20 protein-coding genes and 1 pseudogene are annotated in these 20,486 nt (G+C 67.9%); all 21 read right to left on the bottom strand.

Features of this window, described 5'->3' with window-relative positions:
• Positions 1-41 precede the first annotated feature (41 nt).
• On the bottom strand, positions 42-407 hold the full coding sequence (locus J2X70_RS03305; RefSeq protein ID WP_025878971.1) for a response regulator: 366 nt from the start codon (positions 405-407) through the stop codon (positions 42-44).
• Positions 404-712, bottom strand: a complete 309-nt coding sequence (locus J2X70_RS03300) for an STAS domain-containing protein (RefSeq protein WP_032975458.1) — start codon at positions 710-712, stop codon at positions 404-406. The genes J2X70_RS03305 and J2X70_RS03300 overlap by 4 nt, the downstream gene beginning before the upstream one ends.
• A 94-nt stretch (positions 713-806) precedes the next feature.
• Entirely contained in the window at positions 807-2,171 is a 1,365-nt protein-coding gene (locus tag J2X70_RS03295; RefSeq protein WP_309908926.1) for a chemotaxis protein CheW, read from the bottom strand.
• A complete protein-coding gene (locus tag J2X70_RS03290; protein ID WP_100436239.1) occupies positions 2,168-2,950 on the bottom strand; it encodes a ParA family protein in 783 nt (260 codons plus the stop codon). The genes J2X70_RS03295 and J2X70_RS03290 overlap by 4 nt, the downstream gene beginning before the upstream one ends.
• 121 nt (positions 2,951-3,071) lie before the next feature.
• Positions 3,072-3,968 (bottom strand): annotated as a pseudogene (gene motD / locus J2X70_RS03285) (flagellar motor protein MotD); the annotation flags it as partial.
• 1 nt (position 3,969) lies between these two features.
• Positions 3,970-4,710 (bottom strand): flagellar motor protein, encoded by a 741-nt coding sequence (locus tag J2X70_RS03280; protein WP_025878976.1) that lies wholly within the window; start codon positions 4,708-4,710, stop codon positions 3,970-3,972.
• A 146-nt stretch (positions 4,711-4,856) separates the two neighbouring features.
• Positions 4,857-6,683 (bottom strand): chemotaxis protein CheA, encoded by a 1,827-nt coding sequence (locus J2X70_RS03275; protein ID WP_309908923.1) that lies wholly within the window; start codon positions 6,681-6,683, stop codon positions 4,857-4,859.
• A 2-nt stretch (positions 6,684-6,685) separates the two neighbouring features.
• Positions 6,686-7,291 carry a protein phosphatase CheZ gene (locus tag J2X70_RS03270; protein ID WP_025878978.1) on the bottom strand — a complete coding sequence of 202 codons (606 nt, stop codon included), beginning with the start codon at positions 7,289-7,291 and terminating at the stop codon, positions 6,686-6,688.
• Positions 7,291-7,683 (bottom strand): chemotaxis response regulator CheY, encoded by a 393-nt coding sequence (gene cheY / locus J2X70_RS03265; RefSeq protein WP_005413247.1) that lies wholly within the window; start codon positions 7,681-7,683, stop codon positions 7,291-7,293. Before cheY ends, J2X70_RS03270 begins: the two co-directional genes overlap by 1 nt.
• A gap of 19 nt (positions 7,684-7,702) precedes the next feature.
• A complete protein-coding gene (locus J2X70_RS03260) occupies positions 7,703-8,446 on the bottom strand; it encodes an RNA polymerase sigma factor FliA (protein WP_025878979.1) in 744 nt (247 codons plus the stop codon).
• Positions 8,443-9,330 carry a P-loop NTPase gene (locus J2X70_RS03255; RefSeq protein ID WP_025878980.1) on the bottom strand — a complete coding sequence of 296 codons (888 nt, stop codon included), beginning with the start codon at positions 9,328-9,330 and terminating at the stop codon, positions 8,443-8,445. The genes J2X70_RS03260 and J2X70_RS03255 overlap by 4 nt, the downstream gene beginning before the upstream one ends.
• On the bottom strand, positions 9,317-10,942 hold the full coding sequence (flhF, locus tag J2X70_RS03250; RefSeq protein ID WP_309908920.1) for a flagellar biosynthesis protein FlhF: 1,626 nt from the start codon (positions 10,940-10,942) through the stop codon (positions 9,317-9,319). The genes J2X70_RS03255 and flhF overlap by 14 nt, the downstream gene beginning before the upstream one ends.
• Before the next feature lie 145 nt (positions 10,943-11,087).
• Complete coding sequence (flhA, locus tag J2X70_RS03245; protein WP_059064124.1) at positions 11,088-13,190, bottom strand: flagellar biosynthesis protein FlhA; 2,103 nt, start codon at positions 13,188-13,190, stop codon at positions 11,088-11,090.
• On the bottom strand, positions 13,187-14,317 hold the full coding sequence (flhB, locus tag J2X70_RS03240; protein WP_033831035.1) for a flagellar biosynthesis protein FlhB: 1,131 nt from the start codon (positions 14,315-14,317) through the stop codon (positions 13,187-13,189). The genes flhA and flhB overlap by 4 nt, the downstream gene beginning before the upstream one ends.
• A 166-nt stretch (positions 14,318-14,483) precedes the next feature.
• Positions 14,484-16,613, bottom strand: coding sequence for an EAL domain-containing protein (locus J2X70_RS03235; RefSeq protein WP_309908917.1), 2,130 nt, complete (start codon positions 16,611-16,613; stop codon positions 14,484-14,486).
• Between the two features lie 161 nt (positions 16,614-16,774).
• Positions 16,775-17,566 carry a flagellar biosynthetic protein FliR gene (fliR, locus tag J2X70_RS03230; protein WP_025878985.1) on the bottom strand — a complete coding sequence of 264 codons (792 nt, stop codon included), beginning with the start codon at positions 17,564-17,566 and terminating at the stop codon, positions 16,775-16,777.
• A gap of 16 nt (positions 17,567-17,582) precedes the next feature.
• Positions 17,583-17,852 carry a flagellar biosynthetic protein FliQ gene (locus tag J2X70_RS03225; protein ID WP_005413254.1) on the bottom strand — a complete coding sequence of 90 codons (270 nt, stop codon included), beginning with the start codon at positions 17,850-17,852 and terminating at the stop codon, positions 17,583-17,585.
• Positions 17,853-17,961: 109 nt separating this feature from the next.
• Positions 17,962-18,741, bottom strand: coding sequence for a flagellar type III secretion system pore protein FliP (gene fliP, locus J2X70_RS03220; RefSeq protein WP_025878986.1), 780 nt, complete (start codon positions 18,739-18,741; stop codon positions 17,962-17,964).
• A 1-nt stretch (position 18,742) separates the two neighbouring features.
• Positions 18,743-19,147 carry a flagellar biosynthetic protein FliO gene (gene fliO / locus J2X70_RS03215; RefSeq protein ID WP_033831039.1) on the bottom strand — a complete coding sequence of 135 codons (405 nt, stop codon included), beginning with the start codon at positions 19,145-19,147 and terminating at the stop codon, positions 18,743-18,745.
• Positions 19,144-19,479, bottom strand: a complete 336-nt coding sequence (gene fliN, locus J2X70_RS03210; RefSeq protein WP_025878988.1) for a flagellar motor switch protein FliN — start codon at positions 19,477-19,479, stop codon at positions 19,144-19,146. The genes fliO and fliN overlap by 4 nt, the downstream gene beginning before the upstream one ends.
• The gene (gene fliM / locus J2X70_RS03205) at positions 19,476-20,480 is read right to left on the bottom strand and encodes a flagellar motor switch protein FliM (RefSeq protein WP_025878989.1); all 1,005 of its coding nucleotides are present in this window, start codon (positions 20,478-20,480) and stop codon (positions 19,476-19,478) included. The genes fliN and fliM overlap by 4 nt, the downstream gene beginning before the upstream one ends.
• Positions 20,481-20,486: the final 6 nt, after the last annotated feature.

Here is a 20,486-nt window from a genome sequence, read left to right as displayed (position 1 = left end):
GTGGCGATCCGGAAGCGAAGAGGGGGAGCAGTGCGGGGCGATCAGCCCAGCACTTTCTGCACGGTGGCGACCAGCTGTTCGGGATTGAACGGCTTGACCAGCCAGCCGGTGGCACCGGCGGCCTTGCCTTCGGACTTCTTGTCCGCTGCCGACTCGGTGGTCAGCATCAGCATCGGCGTGAACTTGTAGTCCGGCAGCTGGCGCAGCTCGCGGATCAGCGCGATGCCGTCCATGTTCGGCATGTTGACGTCGGTGACCACCGCATTGAAGCGCTGGCCCTTGGCACGTCCGAGCGCGACCGCGCCGTCTTCAGCTTCTTCGACGGCAAAACCGGCCGAGGTGAGGGCGAAGGAAACCATCTGGCGCATCGACGCCGAATCGTCCACCACCAAGATACGTGCGCTCATGCAGCGTTCTCCACAGATTTCAGGTTGTCATGGGGTACGTCCAGGCCTAGGGCCTGGGTGACGCCCAACAGGCGTGCAGCGTCACGGAAGGTTGCAGTGCAACCGTGGAAGCCGGTGCCCAGGCCTGCCTCGCGGCGGGCCTGCACGAAGGCGCACAGCACCTGCATGCTGGCGGTGTGGATGCGGCCGACCTGGCTTGCATCCAGGGTCAGCTCGCCTGCTTCCGCCACCAAGGGCGAAAGGCGGTTCTTGAGCTCGGTGCTGCTCTCGATGCCGAGATCCTCACCCAGTTCGACAGTGCTCATCGTTGCTCCGGACAAACGGTTCCAGCATTCATAACGGCACCGTGGGGCGGTTCTTTAGGGGTATCGGCGCGAAGCGCCGATTCAGAGCACGGATTCACCCCAGCAGCTGCGTGGCGTCGAGCAGGATCATCGGCCGCTGGCTGATGCGGGCCACGCCACGGAACAGTTCATTGGAGATCTGGCAGATGCGGGCGGTATCGGGTGGTTCGATCTGCGAGTCGGTCAGGTTGGCGACGTCCTCCACGGCCGACACACGCAGGCCCAGGGTCTCGCCGTTCTCTTCAAGCACGACGATGCGGGTCTGCGCGTCATCCTCGGCGGAGGCTGCACCCAGGTGCAGGCCGAGATCCATCACCGGCACCACCTGGCCACGCAGGTTCATGATGCCGAGCATTTCCGGGGCAGTGCCGCGCAATGGCAGCAACGGCACCGGCAGCACCACTTCCTGCACCTTCAGCAGTTCCAGCGCGTAGGCCTGGGTGCCACAGCGCAGGCGCAGCCAACGCGACGTGCGTTCGCCGGCGCGGCGGTTCTGCGGATGCGGGCTGCTGGCGGGCTGATGCGCCTGGGCCTGCAGCTCCTGCCAGGAACCGGGGCGGTTGCTGGAGGGGGTGTCCACCGCGAACTGCGGCGGCGGTGCGACAGCGGCGCGGGTCATCGATGGCATCGGTGCTGGTGCGGGGCGCGCGGCGGCCTTGGCAACGGCCGGCGCAGCGATGGCAGCAACCACCTCGCCGTCGGCGGCGGCTTCGAAGGCGGCCTGCAATCCGGGGCTGTCGGTGTGCGCCAGGCTGTCGGCGGCGTCGGTTTCGTAGATCACTTCGTCCGGCAGGTCATCCCAGGTGGGTTCCGGCGCGGGCGGTGCGACAGCGGCAGTGGCCACGGGCGCGGTTTCATGGACGACCTCGGCCGGCAGGTCGTCCCAGGTGGGCTCGCGGTCAGCGTCGGCGGCAGGTGCGGCAGCAGCGTCGAAGGCGGCTTCCAGCGCCGCATCATCATTGGCCGGAGCGGTTGCGACGGCGTCGGTTTCGTAGATCACTTCCGCCGGCAGATCGTCCCAGGTCGGCTCGCGCCCGGTATCGGCCGCAGGCGTGGCAACGGCGTCGAAGGCGGCTTCCAGCGCCGCATCATCATTGGCCGGAGCGGTTGCGACGGTGTCGGTTTCGTAGATCACTTCGGCCGGCAGATCGTCCCAGGTCGGCTCGCGCCCGGTATCGGCTGCAGGCAAGGCAACGGCGTCGAAGGCGGCTTCGAGCGAAGCATCGTCGTTGGCCGGAGCCACTGCGACGGCGTCGGTTTCGTAGACCACTTCGGCCGGCAGATCATCCCAGGTCGGCTCGCGCTCGCCGTCGGCCGCTGCGCTCGTCGGGCGTGGCGCGGCATCAGTGGCGACCGGTGCGACGGCAATGTCGCCGAGCAGTTCGTCCAGATAGTCGTCCAGCATGCCAGTGGTGTTCATGCCGCCTGCTCCAGGGCACGTGCGTCCTCACCGAGGATCCAGTTCAACGCGCGTCGATAGGCCGCCAGGCCGCGTCCCGGGTAGTCCTCGCCGATGCTCGGCAGGGTCAGGCCGGCCGCGTTGCTGATGCGAGTGTCGATCGGAATCGCGTCTTCCCAGACGCGGCTCGCGTGGCGGTCCTGCATGGCGCGCAGCGATTCATTGCCGGTGCGGGTGCGGCGGTCGAACAGCGTTGGCAGGATCGAGATCGGCAGCGGGCGGCGGCGCGAACGCTCGACCATCTCGCCAGTGCGGACCATGCCATCCAGGCCGTGCAGGGCCAACGGCTCGGCCTGGGTGGGAATGATCAGCCGATCGGCCGCGGCCAGTGCGTTGATCATCAGCAGGCCCAGGGTCGGTGCGCAGTCCAGCAGGATGTAGTCGTGCTGGCCCTGGTGACGGGCAAGCGCGTTCTGCAGGGCCAGACCGAGGCCGGGCTGGTTGGCGCTGCGTCGTTCCAGCGTGGCCAGCGAGGCCTGCGCGCACACGTAATCGAGTCCACCGATGTTGCTGGCATGGCTGAGCGTGGACAGCTCGCCCGGCGGTGCGCCGAACAGTTCCAGCACGCCGGCCGGTGCCGGCTCGATCGGCACGCCGAAGGCGCGGGTCAGCGACGCATGCGGATCGAGATCGATCAGCAGCACGCGGTGGCCGAGCGCGGCCAGGCCGCGACCGAGGGCGAGGGTGGTGGTGGTCTTGCCGACTCCGCCCTTCTGGTTGGCGACTGCCCAGATGCGCATCGGATTACTCCTTCATTGCCGGGGGAACGGCGGCGCCGACACGGCTGCCAGCCGGCACCGGTGGCAACTGCACCGGTGCGATGGGGGAAGTGGGGGTGGTGGCCGGTGCTGCGGTGGCCTGTTCGCTGGCGCCGCGGGCAGTGCCGGTGGCGGCATTCAGGCGTTCGCCGAGCGGGTCCACCGAATGACTGGTGTCGGCCAGGATGATGACCATCACCCGCCGGTTGCGATTGCGGCCCTGTGCGCTGTCGTTGTCTTCGCGGGGGCGGAACTGGCCGTAGCCGACCATCGCCAGCCGCGATGGTTGCAGCCCCTGGTCGGCAAACAGATGCACCACGCTGGCCGCGCGCCCGGCCGACAGTTCCCAGTTGGACGGGAAGGTGGCGGTGGCGATCGGCACGTTGTCGGTGTGTCCTTCCACGCGAACGCTGTTGGGCACGTCGCGCAGCACGCCGGCCAGGCTGGCCAGGGTGTCGCGCGCATGCACGTCCAGCGCCGCCGAGCCGGTTGGGAACAGGATGTCGCTGTTGATCTCCACTTCGATCCACAGCTCGGTGCGGCGCACGCTGATCATGCCGCGGTCGATCAGTGGCGCCAGCGCGGCGGTCAGGCGGTCGGCGATGCTGTTGAGCTGGCGCTCGGCACGCGCGATCTGTTCCTGGTTGTGCACCGACACCGGCATGCGCATCTGCGAGGCCATCGCCGGCAGCAGGGTGGGGTCGTGCGAGGGCGCGGGAGCGGACGGCCCGATCGTGGTGCCGGACTTGATCACCGACGGGCTGTCCCAGCCGCCGCCCTGCACCTGCTTGTTGCCCACCTGCACCGGATTGATGGTGCGCGGCGCGCCACCGAAGGCATCGGTGAGGGCGTCGGCCATGATCCGGTACTTGCCCTCGTTGACCGAGGAGATCGCGTACATGACCACGAAGAAGGCGAGCAGCAGCGTCATCAGGTCGGCATAGGGGATGGCCCATGCCTCGTGATTGGCGTGCTCTTCGTGGTGCTTGCGGCGGGCCATGTCAGTGCAGGAAGCCGGAGAGGTTGGTTTCGATGTTGCGCGGGTTCTCGCCCTGGGCAATCGAGATCAGGCCTTCGATGACCATTTCGCGGTCGCGGCTGGAATGGGCGATGACGCCCTTCAGCTTGGCGGCGATGGGCAGGAACAGCAGGTTGGCCGAGGCGATGCCGTAGATGGTGGCGGTGAACGCGGCGGCGATGCCGTGGCCGAGCTTGCTCGGGTCGGCGAGGTTCTTCATTACCGCGATCAGGCCGAGCACGGCGCCGATGATGCCCAGCGTGGGTGCATAGATGCCCATGCTTTCAAACACCTTGGCGGCGGCCTGGTCCTGGTGCTCCTGGCTGCCCAGTTCGATCTCCAGCATGTGCCGGATCGATTCGGGTTCAACGCCGTCCACCAGCAGCTGCAGGCCCTTGCGCAGGAACGGGTCCTGCTGCGCTTCCACCTGCGATTCCAGGCCGAGCAGGCCCTGGCGGCGGGCGATGTTGCTCCATTCCACGATCTGCTGGATCAGTTCGCGACGGTCGCTGTGCGGCGGCCGCACGACCCAGCGCACGATCTTGAAGGCGTGCTTGAACACCGCTGGCGAGGTGTGCAGCAGGATGGCGGCGATGGTGCCGACGATGACGATCACGAACGCCGCAGGCGACCACAACGACGCCAGGCCGGCGCCCTTGAGGATGCTGCCACCGACCAGCGAGGCCAGGGCGAGGAAAAGTCCAATGAGGCTGAGTCTATCCATGGGTCCGGTATCGGCTTGTATGAATGGGACTTGAGACACCGGTAGGTCGTGTACAGACGGTAGTCACAGTTTTCGGGTTGCAGGGCATGGCCCGGCGCTACCCTGCGGGGACGTTTCCGGTAGCGCCGGGCCATGCCCGGCGGGCTTCAGCGCAGCCCGTCCACGTCCAGGATCAGCGCCATGCGACCATCGCCGATCAGGGTTGCACCGGCATAACCACGCAGGCCGCGCAGGGCCTTGGGCAGTGGCTTGATGACCACTTCCTCACGCCCGCGCACCTGGTCCACCACCAGCCCGAAGCGTGCTTCACCGGCCTGCAGCACGACGATGGTCAGCAGGGGCGAGGTGGCCGGCGTCACATCCAGCCATTGCCGCAGGTCGACCAGCGCCAGCGTGTGCGAGCGGCGGTCGAGCACGGCGCGGCCGTCGAACCAGCCCAACGAGGTGCGCGGCGCATGCAGCACTTCCATCACACGGGCCAGTGGCAGTGCGTAGACGTCTTCGCCGGCCTGCACCAGCAGGGTCGGCAGGATCGCCAGGGTCAGCGGTACGCGGATCATGAAACGACTGCCGCGGCCCAGTTCCGACTGGATCTGGATCTGCCCGCTCAGCTCACGGATGCGCGACTGCACCACGTCCATGCCGACGCCGCGGCCGGAAATGTCGGTGACCTGCTGCTTGGTCGAGAACCCTGGCAGGAACACCAGGTGCAGGCATTCCTCGCTGCTCAGGCGAGCGGCGGCTTCCGGATCGATCAGGCCCTTCTCGCGCGCCTTGGCGCGCAGCTTTTCCGGATCGATGCCGGCGCCATCGTCCTGCACTTCGATGCTGACGTAGTCGCCTTCCTGCTGTGCCGACAGGCGCACGTGGCCCATCCGCGGCTTGCCCTGCGCTTCGCGCAGGTCAGGCATTTCCACGCCATGGTCGATGGCGTTGCGGACCAGGTGCACCAGCGGGTCGGCCAACGCTTCGACCAGGTTGCGGTCGAGCTCGGTTTCGGCGCCGATCAGTTCCAGGTCCACTTCCTTCTTCAGCGAACGCGCAACGTCGCGCGCCACCTTCGGGAAGCGCGAGAACACCTTGCCGACCGGCTGCATGCGGGTGCGCATCACCGCCGACTGCAGGCGCGCGGTGGCGATATCCAGCGTGGACACGGCGCGGTCCAGCTCTTCATCGCGCAGGCGCGCGCGCAGCGTCTTCAACCGGTTTCGTGACAGCACCAGTTCGCCGATCAGGTTGACGATGGCGTCCAGGCGCTTGGTGTCCACGCGCACGGTGTGTTCGGCTTCGGCGACAGGCTTGTTGGGTGCGGGCTTGGCAGCGGGCGGGGCCGGCGTGGGCGCCGGTCGCGGTGCCGGTACCGCAACAGCCGCTGCGGTGGTGTTGCTGCCCGGGGCGGCGCCGCCATGCAGCTGGTCGAGCAATGCCTCGAACTCGTCCTCGCTGATCATGTCGTCGGCCTTCTTCGCCGCCGCCACGGTTGTCGGCGCCTTGCCGCCATGCAGCTGGTCGAGCAGGGCCTCGAATTCGTCGTCGGTGATCAGGTCGCCACCGCCCGCACCCGGCGTCGCGGCCGAAGGCGCGGCCGCGCCGCCGCCATGCACGTCGAACTGGGCGACCAGTTCGGGCGGCGCAAAGCCCGGCTCGGTGCCCGAAGACACCGCGTCAAGCATCGATTGCAGGTAGTCCAGTGACTGCTGGGCGGCATCGAAGTGATGCGCCTGCAGGACGGCCTGGCCGGCGCGTGCGGCGCCCAGCGCTTCCTCGGCGGCGTGGCACAGCTCGACCATTGCGGTGATGCCGAGGAAACCTGCGCCGCCCTTCAGCGTGTGGTAGCCACGGAACACCGCGTTGAGCTGTTCATTGTCCTGCGGTGCCTGTTCCAGCGACACCAGCTGTTCGCCGAGGCGATCCAGGATCTCCTGGGCCTCGATGATGAAATCGGCAGTGATGTCGTCGGCTACTGCGCCCATGGTTACAGCCCCAGATCCGACAACAGGTCGTCGGCGTCGTTCTGCGAGACCGCATGGCGGTCCAGTCCCTTCAGTGCCGGCCCAGCCAGTTCCGGATCGGTGCGATGCTGTTCCGGCGGCAGACCGAGCGCGCCGAAGCCTTCGTGCACGCGGCGGACGATGCCCACCACGCGACGGATGATCTGCCCGGTCAGGTCCTGGTAGCTCTGGGTCAGGGCGATCTCGGTGAGGTTGTGGCGGATGCGGTCGAGCTGCACGTCCTGGCCCGGCTGCAGGCCGTCGGCGCGCAGCTGTTCGGTCAGGCTGCGGCACTCTTCGGCCAGGTCCAGGGTGCGGTGGGTGGCCTGTTCGGTCATCGCCACCACGTGGTCCAGGCGCGCGCAGGCATCGTCCAGCTCGCCGGCTTCATCGGGCACGGTCGGCAGTTCGCCCAGCGCCTGGCCCAGCTCGCGGGCCAGCCGCGAAAGGCCGCTCATCATCGGCTGGGTGCGCAGCGCGACCAGGCCGTCGATGCGCTGGCGCCATGCCGCCTCGTCGCCGGATTCCAGTGCATCCAGGGCTTCCTGCAGGCGCAGGGCGAGGGCGCTCTTGTCGACCGTGGTATCCATCAAGCGCTGGCCGCCAGGCGTTCGAAGATCTTGCCGAGCTTCTCTTCCAGCGTCTGTGCGGTGAACGGCTTGATGATGTAACCGTTCACGCCGTTCTGCGCCGCTTCGATGATCTGCTCGCGCTTGGCTTCGGCAGTCACCATCAGCACCGGCAGGGTCTTCAGCTTGGCATCGGCACGGATGGCCTTGAGCAGTTCGATGCCGGTCATCACCGGCATGTTCCAGTCGGTGACCACGAAGTCGAACGGCTGGCTCTGCAGCAGCGACAGCGCGGCATGCCCGTCCTCGGCTTCGGCGGTATTGGTGAAGCCCAGATCGCCCAGCAGGTTCTTGACGATACGACGCATGGTCGAGAAATCGTCGACGATCAGGATGCGCATGTTCTTGTTCAAAGCAGAGTTCCTTTGTTGATCAGCTCTCGAGGCCGGCGTCGGCCGCCTCGAAAATCTTCAGTCGGCCACGCAGGCGCAGGACCGCCTGGCCGTGGATCTGGCAGACCCGCGACTCGCTCACGCCGAGCACTGCGCCGATCTCTTTCAGGTTCAGTTCCTGCTCGTAGTAGAGCGACAGCACCAGCTGTTCGCGCTCGGGCAGGTGGCCGATGGCATTGCCCAGCTCGCGGCCGAACTCGCCACGTTCCAGTACCTGCTGCGGGGTCGGGCCGCCCTGGGCGACGGTGTCCAGCTCGCCCTGGTCTTCAATGCGCGACTCCAGGCTCAGTACCTGGCCGCGCGAGGCGTCCTCCATCAGGCGCAGGTACTCGGGCAGCGGCATCTCCATCGCGGCGGCCACCTCGGTGGCACTGGCGGCGCGGCCGGTGCTCTGCTCCAGGCGGCGGATGGTGGCCGCAGCGTCACGTGCACGGCGGTGCACCGAACGCGGTACCCAGTCGCCACGACGGATCTCATCGATCATCGAACCGCGGATGCGGATCGAAGCGTAGGTCTCGAACGAGGCACCCTGGTCGGCGTCGTAGCTGCGCGAGGCTTCGATCAGGCCCATCATGCCGGCCTGGATCAGGTCGTCCACCTCAACGCTGGCCGGCAGGCGTGCGGCCAGATGGTGGGCGATGCGCCGCACCAGGTCCGAGTGCTGGGCGATGACCTCGTTGGCCGCCGTGCGCTGGACCTCTCTGTACTGGGCGGCGCCTTTCATGCTGCCACCCCACGCTGCTTGATGATGCGTTCGAGGAAGAACTCGACGCCACCGCGCGGCTCGGTCGGTGCCTGCCAGCGGGCGGTGCGGCGGGCGATCTCGGTGATCGCCAGTGCCGACGGGCTGGACGGATAGGCCTTCACCACCGGCTGCTGGCGCTGCACCGACAGGCGCAGCCAGTCGTCCTGCGGCACGCAGCCCAGGTAGTTCAGCGAGACGTCGGCGAGGAATTTCTCGCAGACGCGGGTCAGCTTCTCGTACAGCACGCGGCCTTCGTTGGGGTCGCGCACCATGTTGGCCACCACCTGGATGCGGTCCACGCCACGTTCGCGCGACAGCACCTTGATCAGCGCATAGGCGTCGGTGATCGAGGCCGGTTCATCACAGACCACCACCACGGTGTCCTGCGCGGCCTGGCAGAAGGTCAGCACGCCATCGGTGATGCCGGCGGCGGTGTCCACCACCATGATGTCCAGCTCGCGCTCCAGTTCGGAGAACACGTTGACCAGGCCGACATGCTCGGCCGGGGCCAGCTCGGCCATGTGCCGGCGGCCGGACGCAGCCGGTACCACCAGCACGCCGTTCGGGCCTTCGATGATCACGTCATCCAGGCTGCAGCGACCAGCGACTAGGTCGGCCAGGGTGTTGGTGGGGCTCAGGCCCAGGATCACGTCGATGTTGGCCAGGCCCAGGTCGGCGTCCAGCAACAGGGTGCGTTTGCCCATTCCCGCAAGCGCCACGGCCAGGTTGGCCGATACGTTGGTCTTGCCGACGCCGCCCTTGCCGCCGGTCACGGCAATCGTGCGCACAGGGCCGAGCGGCTCGCTGCGGGTCGCCGTCAGCGGGAAGGTGGTGGTCAGCTTGGCGTACTCACGCGACGGCATGGTTCAACTCCGGGTTGCAGGGCATATCGGCCGCGCGGCGCAAATCTTCAAGGCGAAGTACAAGATTGGCCGCACTGGCCCGGTGCAGGTCGTCCGGGACGTCCTGGCCATCGGTCACCCAGGTGATCGGCAGCTTGTGGTCCACCGCCACCGACAGGGCGTTGCCGAAGCGGCCGGTCTCGTCCAGCTTGCTCAGCACCAGGCCCTGCAGGTTGGCCGCGCCGAAGCGGCGGACCACCTCGTCCATGTCGCCGAAGCTGGTGTTGGCCGGCAGTACCAGCAGGGTGCGGACCTGGCGGGCGGCGCGCAGCCACTGCAGCTGGGCGGCCAGCGCACGGTCGCGCGGGCCCAGGCCGGCGGTGTCGATCAGCACCAGCTTGTAATCCTTCAGGCGTTCCAGCAGCTGGTCCAGGTCGGTGCCGCTGTTGGCCTCGTGCACGGCGATGCCGAGCTGGCGGCCGTAGCCGTACAGCTGTTCGCGGGCGCCGATGCGCATCGTATCGGTGGTGACCAGGGCGACGTCGCGGGCGGCATGGGCTTCGGCGAAGCGCGAGGCCAGCTTGGCGATGGTGGTGGTCTTGCCGGCGCCGGTCGGGCCGACCAGGGCGATCACGCCGCCTTCCTCCATCGGATCGACCGGGGCGATCGGCAGCTTGCGCGAGATCAGCCCCAGCATCAGGCCGCGACCGCGATGCGCTTCGGTTTCCAGCGGGATCTGCATGGCCACGTCGCGGGCGATGCCGGCATCGAAGCCGTACTCGTCCATCAGGTCCAGCGCGGTGGCACGCACCGGGCTGCCGCGCAGGCGCTCGTCGGTGAAGCGGTTCATCTCGCGCTCGATCACCTGGCGCATGCCGGCCACTTCCTGGCGCAGGTGGCGGATCTCGGCGTCATCGGCGACCAGGGTCAGCGCGGGTGCTGGCGCCAGCGCCGGCATCGGTGCCGGTGCAGCCTCGGTCGGCTGCACGGCAACCTGCGCGCGTGAGGCTTCGTCTTCGGGTGCCGTGGTGGCCTGGAGGGCAACCGGCAACGGCGGCGGCGTCACTGCCGGCATCTGCGCGCTGTCTTCCAGCGGCGGGTCGATCTGGAAGCGGGCGCGGTTCACCGGCGCGGCTGCCGCAGGCGAGGGTGAGGGCGCCACGATGGCGTCGGCGAACGGGGCGAAGATCTGTTCCGGCAGCGTCGATTCATTGACGGCGGCGCGCGCCAGGGTGGCGGCGAAGCCGGTGCTGCCACGCGTCGGCACGATCTCGTCGGCGCTGTCCAGCGTGCGGCCGGTAGCGCCGACGGCGGCGCGGGCGAGGGCGGCGACGGCCGAGGTGGTGGCGGCCACCGGCTCCGGTGCCGGGGCGCCGCTGCGACGGCGGGTGACCGCGGCGATCACTGCGTCGGCGGCGCTGCGCGGCTTCGGCGCGGGCGGCGGTGCCACGTCGCGGCGCGACGCTTCCAGGGCGCGCTGCACGGCGCTCTCATCGTAGTTGGCGGCGGCCACGATCTCGATGCCTTCCTCGATCCGGCGGTTGGACAGGATCACGGCATCAGGACCATGTTCCTTGCGCACCAGGTTCATGGCCGAGCGCATGTCGGCGGCGACGAATCGTTTGATTTTCATGCTGTGGTCACGGGACGAAGTCGGCGGAGTGGCGGTCGGAGAACGCGGATGGTCGGTGGTCTGCACGGTTCGGGTTCCCCTTGGAATCTGTCTGTTGCGGGTGTTTGAAAGTGGTGTCTGTTTTCTGGCGCGTTGCAGGGCGGCGTCAGCTGATCGTTCCGACCAGCTTCAGGCGCTTGTCCTCCGGCACCTCGCTGTAGGCCAGGACCGACAGCGACGGAACGCTGTGGCGGACCAGGCGGGCCAGCGCGGCACGCACCGGGCCTGGTACCAGCACGACCGCGGGCTCGTTGCGGGCTTCCTGCTTGCTGACACATTCGGCCAGGCTCTGGTGCAGTCGCTCAGCGAGTCCGGGTTCCAGCGCGGCGCCGTTGCCCTGCGTGGACTCCTGCAAGACACGTTCCAATTGCGGGTTGAGGGTGAACACCGGCAGCTCCGCCGACATTCCGGCGATCTCCTGCACGATGAAGCGGCCCAGTGCGGTGCGCACGGCGGCGGTCAGCGTGGCCGGGTCCTGGCTGTGCGGGGCGTGTTCGACCAGTGCTTCGGCGATCTTGCGCAGCTGGCGGATCGGAATGCGCTCGACCAGCAGGTTCTGCAGCACGCGCACCACCGCCGACAGCGGCAGCGCCTTCGGCGTCAGATCTTCGACGAGCTTGGGCGCGCTCTTGGCCAGGTTGGCCAGCAGGTGCTGCACTTCCTCGTGGCCGAGCAGTTCCGGTGCGTGCTCGCGGATCAGGTGCGAAAGGTGGGTGGCCACCACCGTGGCCGGGTCGACCACGGTATAGCCCAGGGTTTCGGCCTGGGCGCGCTGGTGTGGCTGGATCCAGGTCGCGTCCAGTCCGAAGGCCGGGTCCTTGCCGGCGATGCCTTCCAGCGGACCGAGGGCACTGCCCGGGTCCAGCGCCAGTTCGCGGTCGGGATGGATCTCGGCAGTGGCCACCGGCACGCCATGCACCAGTACCCGGTAGCCGTTGGCCGGCAGTTCCAGGTTGTCGCGGATGTGGACCGAGGGAATCAGGAAGCCGACGTCCTGGGTCAGCTTGCGGCGCACGCCCTTGATGCGCGGCATCAGCTCGCCGCCCTGGTTGCTGTCCACCAGCGAAATCAATCGATAGCCCACTTCCAGGCCCAGCGGATCGACCGGGCGCAGCTCGTCCCAGCTCAGTTCCGCGGTGGGTGCGGGGGCCGCGGGGCGGCCCAGCGCGTTCAGTGCGTTGGTGTCGCCTGCAGCGGTGTCGGCCTGCGCCGGCACCAGGCCCTTGCGGTACACCTTCCAGGCGATGAAGCCGAGGATGGCCGCCAGCGTCAGGAAAGCGACGTTGGGCATGCCCGGCACCAGGCCGACCACGCCGAGGATGCCGGCGGTGATGGCCAGCGCACGGTACTGGCCAAACACCTGGCCGGTCATCGCCTGCGCCATGTCCTGCGAGCGCGAGGCACGGGTAACCAGCATCGCCACCGCGCTGGAGACCAGCAGCGCCGGCAGCTGCGCCACCAGGCCGTCACCGATCGACAGCAGCGTATAGGTGGCGGCGGCATCGCCGAACGGCATGCCATGCTGCAGCACGCCCACGGCCAGGCCGCCCAGCATGTTGATGAACAGGATCAGGATGCCGGCGATCGCGTCGCCGCGGATGAACTTGCTGGCACCGTCCATCGCACCGTAGAAGTCGGCTTCCTCGCGTACTTCCTCGCGGCGCAGCTTGGCTTCCTCGCGCGTCAGCAAACCGGCGTTGAGGTCGGCGTCGATCGCCATCTGCTTGCCGGGCATGGCGTCGAGGATGAAGCGCGCGGTCACTTCCGAGACGCGGCCGGCGCCCTTGGTGATGACCACGAAATTGATGATGGTCAGGATCGCGAACACCACGATGCCGACGGCGTAGTTGCCGCCGATCACGAACTCGCCGAATGCGGCGATCACCTTGCCGGCCGCTTCGTGGCCGTTCTGGCCGTTGAGCAGGATCACGCGGGTGGAGGCCACGTTCAGCGCCAGCCGCAGCATGGTGGTGATCAGCAGCACGATCGGGAAGATGGTGAAGTCCAGCGGGCGCTTCACGTAGACCACCGCCAGCAGCACCATCAGCGAGATGGCGATGTTGAAGGTGAACAGCGCATCGAGCACCGGCGCGGCCAGCGGCACCACGACCATGGCCAGCAGGGCGAGCACGATCAGCGGCGCGCCAAGGCCCTGGCGGATCATTTCAAGCGCGCGGCGGGTATTGAAGCTGGATGCCTGGGCGCTCATGGACGGCCCCCGTTGCCGAACTCATCAACCTGGATGTGCGGCGTGGACGGCATCGGGCCGGTCCGCCAGCTGCGCAGCTGGTAGACGTAAGAGAGGACCTGGGCGACGGCTGAATACAGTCTCACGGGGATTTCCTTGCCGAGTTGGCCTTCCCGATACAAGGCGCGTGCCAAAGGCGGGGCAGAGACGATGGCGACCTTGTTGCCGTCGGCCACTTCACGGATGCGCAGGGCGGTTTCATCCACGCCCAGGGCGACCACGGTGGGGGCATTCATGGCCCCGCCTTCGTACTTCAGGGCCACCGCGTAGTGGGTGGGGTTGACCACCACCACGTCGGCAGTGGGGACCGCCTCCATCATCCGGCGGTTGGCCATCTGCTGCTGCAGCTGGCGGATGCGGCCCTTCACTTCCGGGCTGCCTTCGCTTTCCTTCATCTCCCGGCGCAGCTCCTCGCGGGTCATCTTCAGCTTGCGCATCCAGTTCCAGCGCTGGTACGGCGCGTCGATGGCGGCCAGCACCAGCATCGCCCCGGCGGTGGCCAGCAGCAGCCGCAGGGTGAAGCCCAGGCCGTCGCCGATGGCCGTTTCCAGCGGCTGGTGGATCAGCCCGCGCAGGGTGTTGAAGCTGGTCCATACGACCATGCCGGCGGCGACGCCGACGAAGGCCACCCGCAGCAGCGACTTGATGAACTCGGCGATGGCTTCGGGGCCGTACAGGCGCTTGAGCCCGCTCATCGGGTTCATGCGGTTGATGTCGGGCATCATCGCCTTGGCCGACCAGCGCAGGCCGCCCATCACCACCGGCGCCAGGAAACTGGCCAGCAGGCAGACCAGCACCAGCGGGGCGATCACCCACATCAGCTGCAGCAGCAGGTCGCCGAAGTGGCCGAACAGCGCCTTCGGGTGCTGGCGCAGGCTCTGTTCGGGGCTGAGCGCATGGCGCATCCAGGCGCTGGCGCCGCTGGCCATCGAGCCGCTCATGGCCATCACCGCGATCACCCCGGCGCCGAACACGGCGGCCGTGCCCAGTTCACGCGAGCGCGGCAGGTTGCCCTGTTCGCGGGCGTCGCGCAGGCGTTTTTCGGTCGGTTGTTCGGTTTTTTCGCCGGCGGATTCGTTCTCGGACATCACAGGCACTGCAGCAGGGAATGCCGGGGTGCGTGCAAGAATCGTTCCGTTACGGGTGCATGTGCCAACCGCAGTTGGCGCCTGCCGGAGCAGGTACCGGTAGCGCCGGGCCATGCCCGGCGAGCGGGCAGCCTGGATCATTGCATCCGCCGGGCATGGCCCGGCGCTACCCCGGGGGCCGGGCCTGCGGGCTCTGCGCCAGTTCCACCCGTGGCCGCGGCAGGTCGTGCAGCTGCATGAAGCGGGCCGCGTCCACTGGCCGGCCCAGCAGGAAGCCCTGCAGGTAGTCGCAGCCCAGCCGTTCCAGGTAGGCGCGCTGCGCGGCGGTCTCCACGCCCTCGGCCACGATATCCATGTCCAGCGCATGGCCCAGCGCAACGATGGCCGACACGATCACCACGTCTTCGGCGCTGTGTTCCAGGTCGCGCACGAAGGCGTGGTCGATCTTGATTTCGGTGGCCGGCAGGCGCTTGAGGTACAGCAGGCTGGAGTAGCCGGTGCCGAAATCATCGATGGAGATGCCCACGCCCAGGGCGGAGAAGCTCTGCAGCAGGCGCAGGCTGGTATCGGTATCGCGCATCACCGTGCTTTCGGTGATCTCCAGCACCAGGTTGCGCGGGGCGATCGCGTAGCGCTCGATCACCTCGCGCACGTCCTGCAGCAGGTGCGGCGAACTGAACTGCACCGGTGACAGGTTCACCGACATCGTCCAGCCTTCGTGGCCGGCATCGTGCCAGTGGCGCAGCTGCTGGCAGGCCTGGTCCAGCGCCCAGCGGCCGATCTCGTTGATCGCGCCACTGCGCTCGGCCAGGCGGATGAAGCGGTCCGGCGGAATCAGGCCCTGTTCCGGATGACGCCAGCGGATGAGCGCTTCGGCACCAGCCACCTTCTGCGTAGCCACGCGGATCTTCGGCTGGTAATGCAGGAACAGCTGCTCGCTGCCGATCGCGCGGCGCAGGTCGGCCAGCAGGCGGAACTGCTGCTCGGCGCTGTCGTTCATCCAGTCGGCGAACAGCACGAACGCATTGCGGCCCGACTCCTTGGCCTGGTACATCGCGGCATCGGCGAAGGCCATCAGCTGGCGTTCGCTGGCGGCATGGTCGGGGCAGATCGCGATGCCGATGCTGGCGCTCACCTGCAGCTCGTGGTCCGGCAGCAGCGGGCCGCTGCCCACCGCCTGCAGGATGCGCCGGGCCAGGGTCGGCAGGTCCTCGTCCTGTTCGATGCGCACCACCAGCACGAATTCGTCGCCGCCCAGCCGTGCCAGCATGTCGTGCGGCCGCAGCAGCTGGCGGGTGCGTTCTGCCACGGCTACCAGCAGCGCATCGCCGGCCTGGTGGCCATAGGCATCGTTGACCTGCTTGAAGCCATCCAGGTCCATGAACATCACCGCGAAGCGGCTGCCGCCCTGTTCGGCCTCGGCCAGGGCCTGCAGGATGCGCCGCTGCAGCAGCAGCCGGTTCGGCAGGCGGGTGAGCGGGTCGTGCAGCGCGGCCTGGGTCAGTTCCTGCTGGGCGTCGGTCAAGGAGGTGCTGAGCAGCGAATTGCGCAGGCGCAACAGTTGCGCCTCCACCCGCTGGTCCAGCCAGGACACCACCAGCACCACCGCCAGGATCGCCACGGTCAGCACCACCACCAGCATCGCCAGCCAGTTGTTCTGCAGGCCATCGCCCACCGCTGCGCCGCAGACGCTGCCTTCCGGGAAGCGGGCGGCGGCCATGCCGGTGTAGTGCATGCCGACGATGGCCAGGCCGAGCAGGCCGGCGGCGGCCAGGCGGTCACCGATGCGGGTGTGCTGTGCGCGCAGGCGGAAGGCCACGTACAAGGCAGTCCACGACGCGGCCACTGCGACCAGCAGCGACAGCAGCAGCCACACCGGCTGGTAGTCGATGCCCGGTTGCATGCGCATTGCGGCCATACCCACGTAATGCATGCTGGCGATGCCACTGCCCATCAGCAGCGCACCGCCGGCCAGGCGAGGATGGGGCAGGGTGCGCAGCGATACCAGCCAGAGCGCGAACACCGACGAGCCGATTGCCAGTGCCAGCGACAGCAGGGTGATGGGCAGGTCGTAGCCCAAGGGAATGGGCAGGTCGAAGGCCAGCATGCCGATGAAGTGCATCGACCAGATGCCCAGCCCCATCGCAAAACCGCCGCCCAGGCGCCACCACCAGGTCGCGCCCTTGCCGGGCGCGGTGACGGTGCGCCCGGCCATCGCCAGTGCGGTGTAGGACGCCATCACTGCAACCAGCAGTGAGGTCGCCACCAGCCATGGGTTGTACGTGCCTACCAGCATTCGTCAGTCTCCCGGACCTGCCTGTCAACGGAAAAACTACGGTGGGGCATGCGCAAGGCAGGCGACCAGAGCCGCCGGTTGCAGCGTCCCCCCGGTCGCTGCGCATTCACTCTAACGCGGGCACCGGGGGGGACGGCAAGCAGCAGAACGTGACGACCACGTCAGCGGGTCACCGCACCGGCCGCCTGGAAGGCTGCATCGAACAGGCGCTGCACCGGCGGCCCCATTTCACCGACCAGCAGGGTCAGCAGGAACAGGCCCAGCAGCAGCGAGACCGGCAGGCCCAGCTGGATCGGATTCAACGCCGGTGCGGCGCGGGCCAGCACGCCGAAGGCCAGGTTGACCGCCAGCATCGCTACGGTCAGCGGGATGGCCAGGCTCAGCGCGCCACGCAGCACGGTCAGCAGGAAGGTCGGGGCGATGCTGAAGAAGGCGTGCGGGTCGGGCAGGGGCGCGCCGATGGGCAGGGCGCGGTAGCTGTCCACCACCAGCGAGATCAGCGCCAGGTGGCCGTTGGCGGTGAAGAACAGCAGGCCGAACAGCAGATAGAACCACTGGCCGATGACACCGGAGGTGCCGCCGCGCAGCGGGTCGCTCATCTGCGCAAACGCCAGGCCGGTGCCCTGGGCGACCAGTTCGCCGGCCATGGCACCAGCCTCGAACACCAGCCGCAGCATGAAACCGATGGCCACGCCGATCGCCAGCTCGCGGGCGATGGTCAGCACGGTAGCGGCGTCGAAGCCAGTCCAGTCCGGTACCGGCGGCAGCAGCGGCGCCAACGCGATGGCCAGGGTGCCGGCCAGCATCACCCGCACCCGGCCGGGCACCGCGCGGGTACCGATCATCGGCATCGCCATGGCCACTGCGCCGATGCGCAGCATGGTCCACAGCACGGTGCCGATCATGCCGAAGGCGTTCAGGCCATCGGCAGCCATCTGGGTGGCGGCGTCCATCTGCGTGCGCGTCCGTCTAGCCGATCAGGTGCGGGATGCGCTGGAACAGCAGCGTGGTGAATTCGACCAGATGGCCGATCAGCAGGCTGCCCAGTGCAAACAACACCGCTGTGAGGGCCGCGGCCTTGGCAACGAAGGCGATGGTCGGCTCGTTGAGCTGGGTCGCCGCCTGCACCACGCCCACCACCACGCCGACCACCAGTACGGTCAGCAGCAGCGGGCCGGCCACCCAGAGCACGGTAATCAGGCCACCACGCAGTTCGGTCAAGGCAAGTTCGGGGGACATCATGGTTCCATCGGTAGCGTCGGGCCAGGCCCGGCGGTGGTCAATGCGGCGGCCGGCACTGCCCGGCGTCGCCTCTGTAGAGCCGAGCCATGCTCGGCTGACCTTCGGATCAGGCCGGATTGAAGCTGGCCGCCAGCGTGCCGACGGTCAGTACCCAGCCATCGACCAGCACGAACAGCAGGATCTTGAACGGCGCAGAGACCAGCATCGGCGACAGCATCATCATGCCCATCGACATCAGCACGCTGGCCACGACCAGGTCGATGATCACGAACGGGATGAAGATCAGGAAGCCGATCTCGAAGGCGGTCTTCAGTTCGCTGGTGACGAACGACGCGACCAGCACCGGGAACGGAATCGCATCAGGGCTGGCGTAGGTGCCGTGACCGGCGATGCCGGCGAAGGTCATCAGGTCGGTCTCGCGGATCTGCGCCAGCATGAAGGCGCGCAGCGGCGTGGTGGTCAGCGTCCAGGCAGTCTGGAAGTCGATCTCGCCATTGAGGTACGGCGCCATGCCGGTGCTCCAGGCCTTGTCCCAGGTCGGCAGCATGATCATCGCGGTGAGGAACAGGGCCAGGCCCAGCAGGACCTGGTTGGACGGCGTCTGGCCGGTGCCCAGCGCCTGCCGCAGCAGGCCCAGCACGATGATGATGCGGGTGAAGGAGGTCAGCACCAGCAGCATCGACGGGATCAGGGTGATCGCCGTCATCAACAGCAGTGTCTGCAACGGCAGGCTGACCGGCGCACCGCCGATCTTGCCGACGTTGATGTCCGGCAGCGGCGTGGTCGGCGCGCCCGGGGCGGCGAACGCCAACGCAGGCAGCAGGCACAGGGCGATCAGGCTCAGCCACGGCAGCAGGGTGGCAAGACGGGAACGGGTAACACGCATGTCAGGGGTCCTTGCGCAGCCGCTGTTGCAGCAGCTGGGCGAAATTCGGCAGGTTCTTCAGGTCGGGTACGCGTACCGGCGCAGGCGGTGGCAGCGGTTCGGGCAGGGTGTGCAGGGCGTTGATGCCACCGGCGGTGACGCCCAGCAGCAGTTGCTGGCCATTGACCTCGACCACCACCACGCGTTCCTTGGCGCCGACATTCAGGCTCGCCACCAGCTTCATGCCCTCGGCCGGGCGGAAGCCGCTGCCGGGCAGGCGCTTGAGCAGCCAGCCCAGGCCGATGACCAGGGCCAGCACTGCCAGCAGGGCCAGTACCGCACCGAACAGGCTCGGTGCGGCCGGCGCATGCTGGCCGATCTGCGGGGCCGTCTTGGCGACGGCCAGAGTGGTGGCGAGCAGGCTCAACGCAGTCTCCGGATCCGCTCGCTGGGGCTGACCACATCGGTCAGGCGCACGCCGAAGCGGTCGTTGATCACCACCACTTCGCCATGGGCGATCAGCGTGCCGTTGACGAACACGTCCAGCGATTCGCCGGCACCCCGTTCCAGCTCAACCACCGAACCCTGGTTGAGCTGCAGCAGGTTGCGGATCGGCAGGCGGGCGCGGCCGACTTCCAGCGACAGCGTCACCGGCACATCGAGGATCACGTCCAGGTTCAAATCCGGGCCGGTCGCTTCATCGGCCTGCAGGTTGCTGAACTGGGCCGGGGTCGGTTCGAGGGCGTCGATATCGTTCATTGCGGGTCTTCCTGGATGACGGGTACGCGCGGACGGGTGCCCGGCGGATGGGTAGCGGTGATCTTTACGGCGTTCATGCCGTTGGCGACGCCGAACTCACCGGTGAACACCGGGATGTTCTCCACGCACAGCGGCACCTGCGGGCTCAGGTCGATCGGCAGGATGTCGCCGACCTTCAGCCGGGTCAGGTCGCGCAGGGTCATGCGCTTGCTGGCCAGTACGCTGGACAGGGTGACTTCGGCCACGTTGAGCTGCTCGCGCAGGGTGCGGCCCCAGCTCTCGTCGCGGTCGTTGCGGTCGCTCTGGATGCCGGCGTCGAGCAGTTCGCGGATCGGCTCCAGCATCGAGTAGGGCAGGGTCACGTGGATGTCACCGCCACCGCCGTCGAGTTCGACATGCAGGCGGCACACCACCACGTATTCGCGCGGCGTCACGATGTTGGCGAAGTGCGGGTTGATCTCCGAGTTGATGTACTCGAATTCCACGTCCATCACCGGTGCCCACGCTTCACGCAGGTCGGCGAAGGTCTGCTTCAGCAGCAGGTGGATCACCCGCATTTCGGTGGCGGTGAACTCGCGGCCTTCGATACGCGTCGGGTAGCGCCCGTCACCACCGAAGAAGTTGTCGACGATGGCGAACACCAGGGTCGGTTCGAACACGATCAGGCCGGTACCGCGCAGTGGCTTGAAGCGGATCAGGTTCAGGTTGGTCGGCACATACAGCGAGTGCATGTAGTCGTTGAACTTGATCAGCTCGATGCCGCGCACGGACAGTTCGGCCGAACGCCGGATCAGGTTGAACAGGCCGATCCGCCACAGGCGCGCAAAACGCTCGTGGACCATTTCCAGGGTCGGCATGCGACCGCGGATGATGCGGTCCTGGCTGGCGAAATCGTAGGAGCGTGCTTCGCCACTGGGGGCGTCCGGCTCGGTTTCGACCGCGCCACTGTCCACGCCATGCAACAGGGCATCGATCTCATCCTGGGACAGCAGGTCATTCATCGGGGA

It is taken from the genome of Stenotrophomonas sp. 1337 (genome assembly GCF_031455455.1).
Lineage (GTDB): Bacteria > Pseudomonadota > Gammaproteobacteria > Xanthomonadales > Xanthomonadaceae > Stenotrophomonas > Stenotrophomonas indicatrix.
This window is presented reverse-complemented; position numbering and strand designations above follow the sequence as displayed.

Coding starts and splice junctions, on each gene's coding strand:
- J2X70_RS03305 (WP_025878971.1), bottom strand. CDS start 407: ATGAGCGCACGTATCTTGGTGGTGGACGATTCGGCGTCGATGCGCCAG.
- J2X70_RS03300 (WP_032975458.1), bottom strand. CDS start 712: ATGAGCACTGTCGAACTGGGTGAGGATCTCGGCATCGAGAGCAGCACC.
- J2X70_RS03295 (WP_309908926.1), bottom strand. CDS start 2,171: ATGAACACCACTGGCATGCTGGACGACTATCTGGACGAACTGCTCGGC.
- J2X70_RS03290 (WP_100436239.1), bottom strand. CDS start 2,950: ATGCGCATCTGGGCAGTCGCCAACCAGAAGGGCGGAGTCGGCAAGACC.
- J2X70_RS03280 (WP_025878976.1), bottom strand. CDS start 4,710: ATGGATAGACTCAGCCTCATTGGACTTTTCCTCGCCCTGGCCTCGCTG.
- J2X70_RS03275 (WP_309908923.1), bottom strand. CDS start 6,683: ATGGGCGCAGTAGCCGACGACATCACTGCCGATTTCATCATCGAGGCC.
- J2X70_RS03270 (WP_025878978.1), bottom strand. CDS start 7,291: ATGGATACCACGGTCGACAAGAGCGCCCTCGCCCTGCGCCTGCAGGAA.
- J2X70_RS03260 (WP_025878979.1), bottom strand. CDS start 8,446: ATGAAAGGCGCCGCCCAGTACAGAGAGGTCCAGCGCACGGCGGCCAAC.
- J2X70_RS03255 (WP_025878980.1), bottom strand. CDS start 9,330: ATGCCGTCGCGTGAGTACGCCAAGCTGACCACCACCTTCCCGCTGACG.
- flhF (WP_309908920.1), bottom strand. CDS start 10,942: ATGAAAATCAAACGATTCGTCGCCGCCGACATGCGCTCGGCCATGAAC.
- flhA (WP_059064124.1), bottom strand. CDS start 13,190: ATGAGCGCCCAGGCATCCAGCTTCAATACCCGCCGCGCGCTTGAAATG.
- flhB (WP_033831035.1), bottom strand. CDS start 14,317: ATGTCCGAGAACGAATCCGCCGGCGAAAAAACCGAACAACCGACCGAA.
- J2X70_RS03235 (WP_309908917.1), bottom strand. CDS start 16,613: ATGCTGGTAGGCACGTACAACCCATGGCTGGTGGCGACCTCACTGCTG.
- fliR (WP_025878985.1), bottom strand. CDS start 17,566: ATGGACGCCGCCACCCAGATGGCTGCCGATGGCCTGAACGCCTTCGGC.
- J2X70_RS03225 (WP_005413254.1), bottom strand. CDS start 17,852: ATGTCCCCCGAACTTGCCTTGACCGAACTGCGTGGTGGCCTGATTACC.
- fliP (WP_025878986.1), bottom strand. CDS start 18,741: ATGCGTGTTACCCGTTCCCGTCTTGCCACCCTGCTGCCGTGGCTGAGC.
- fliN (WP_025878988.1), bottom strand. CDS start 19,479: ATGAACGATATCGACGCCCTCGAACCGACCCCGGCCCAGTTCAGCAAC.
- fliM (WP_025878989.1), bottom strand. CDS start 20,480: ATGAATGACCTGCTGTCCCAGGATGAGATCGATGCCCTGTTGCATGGC.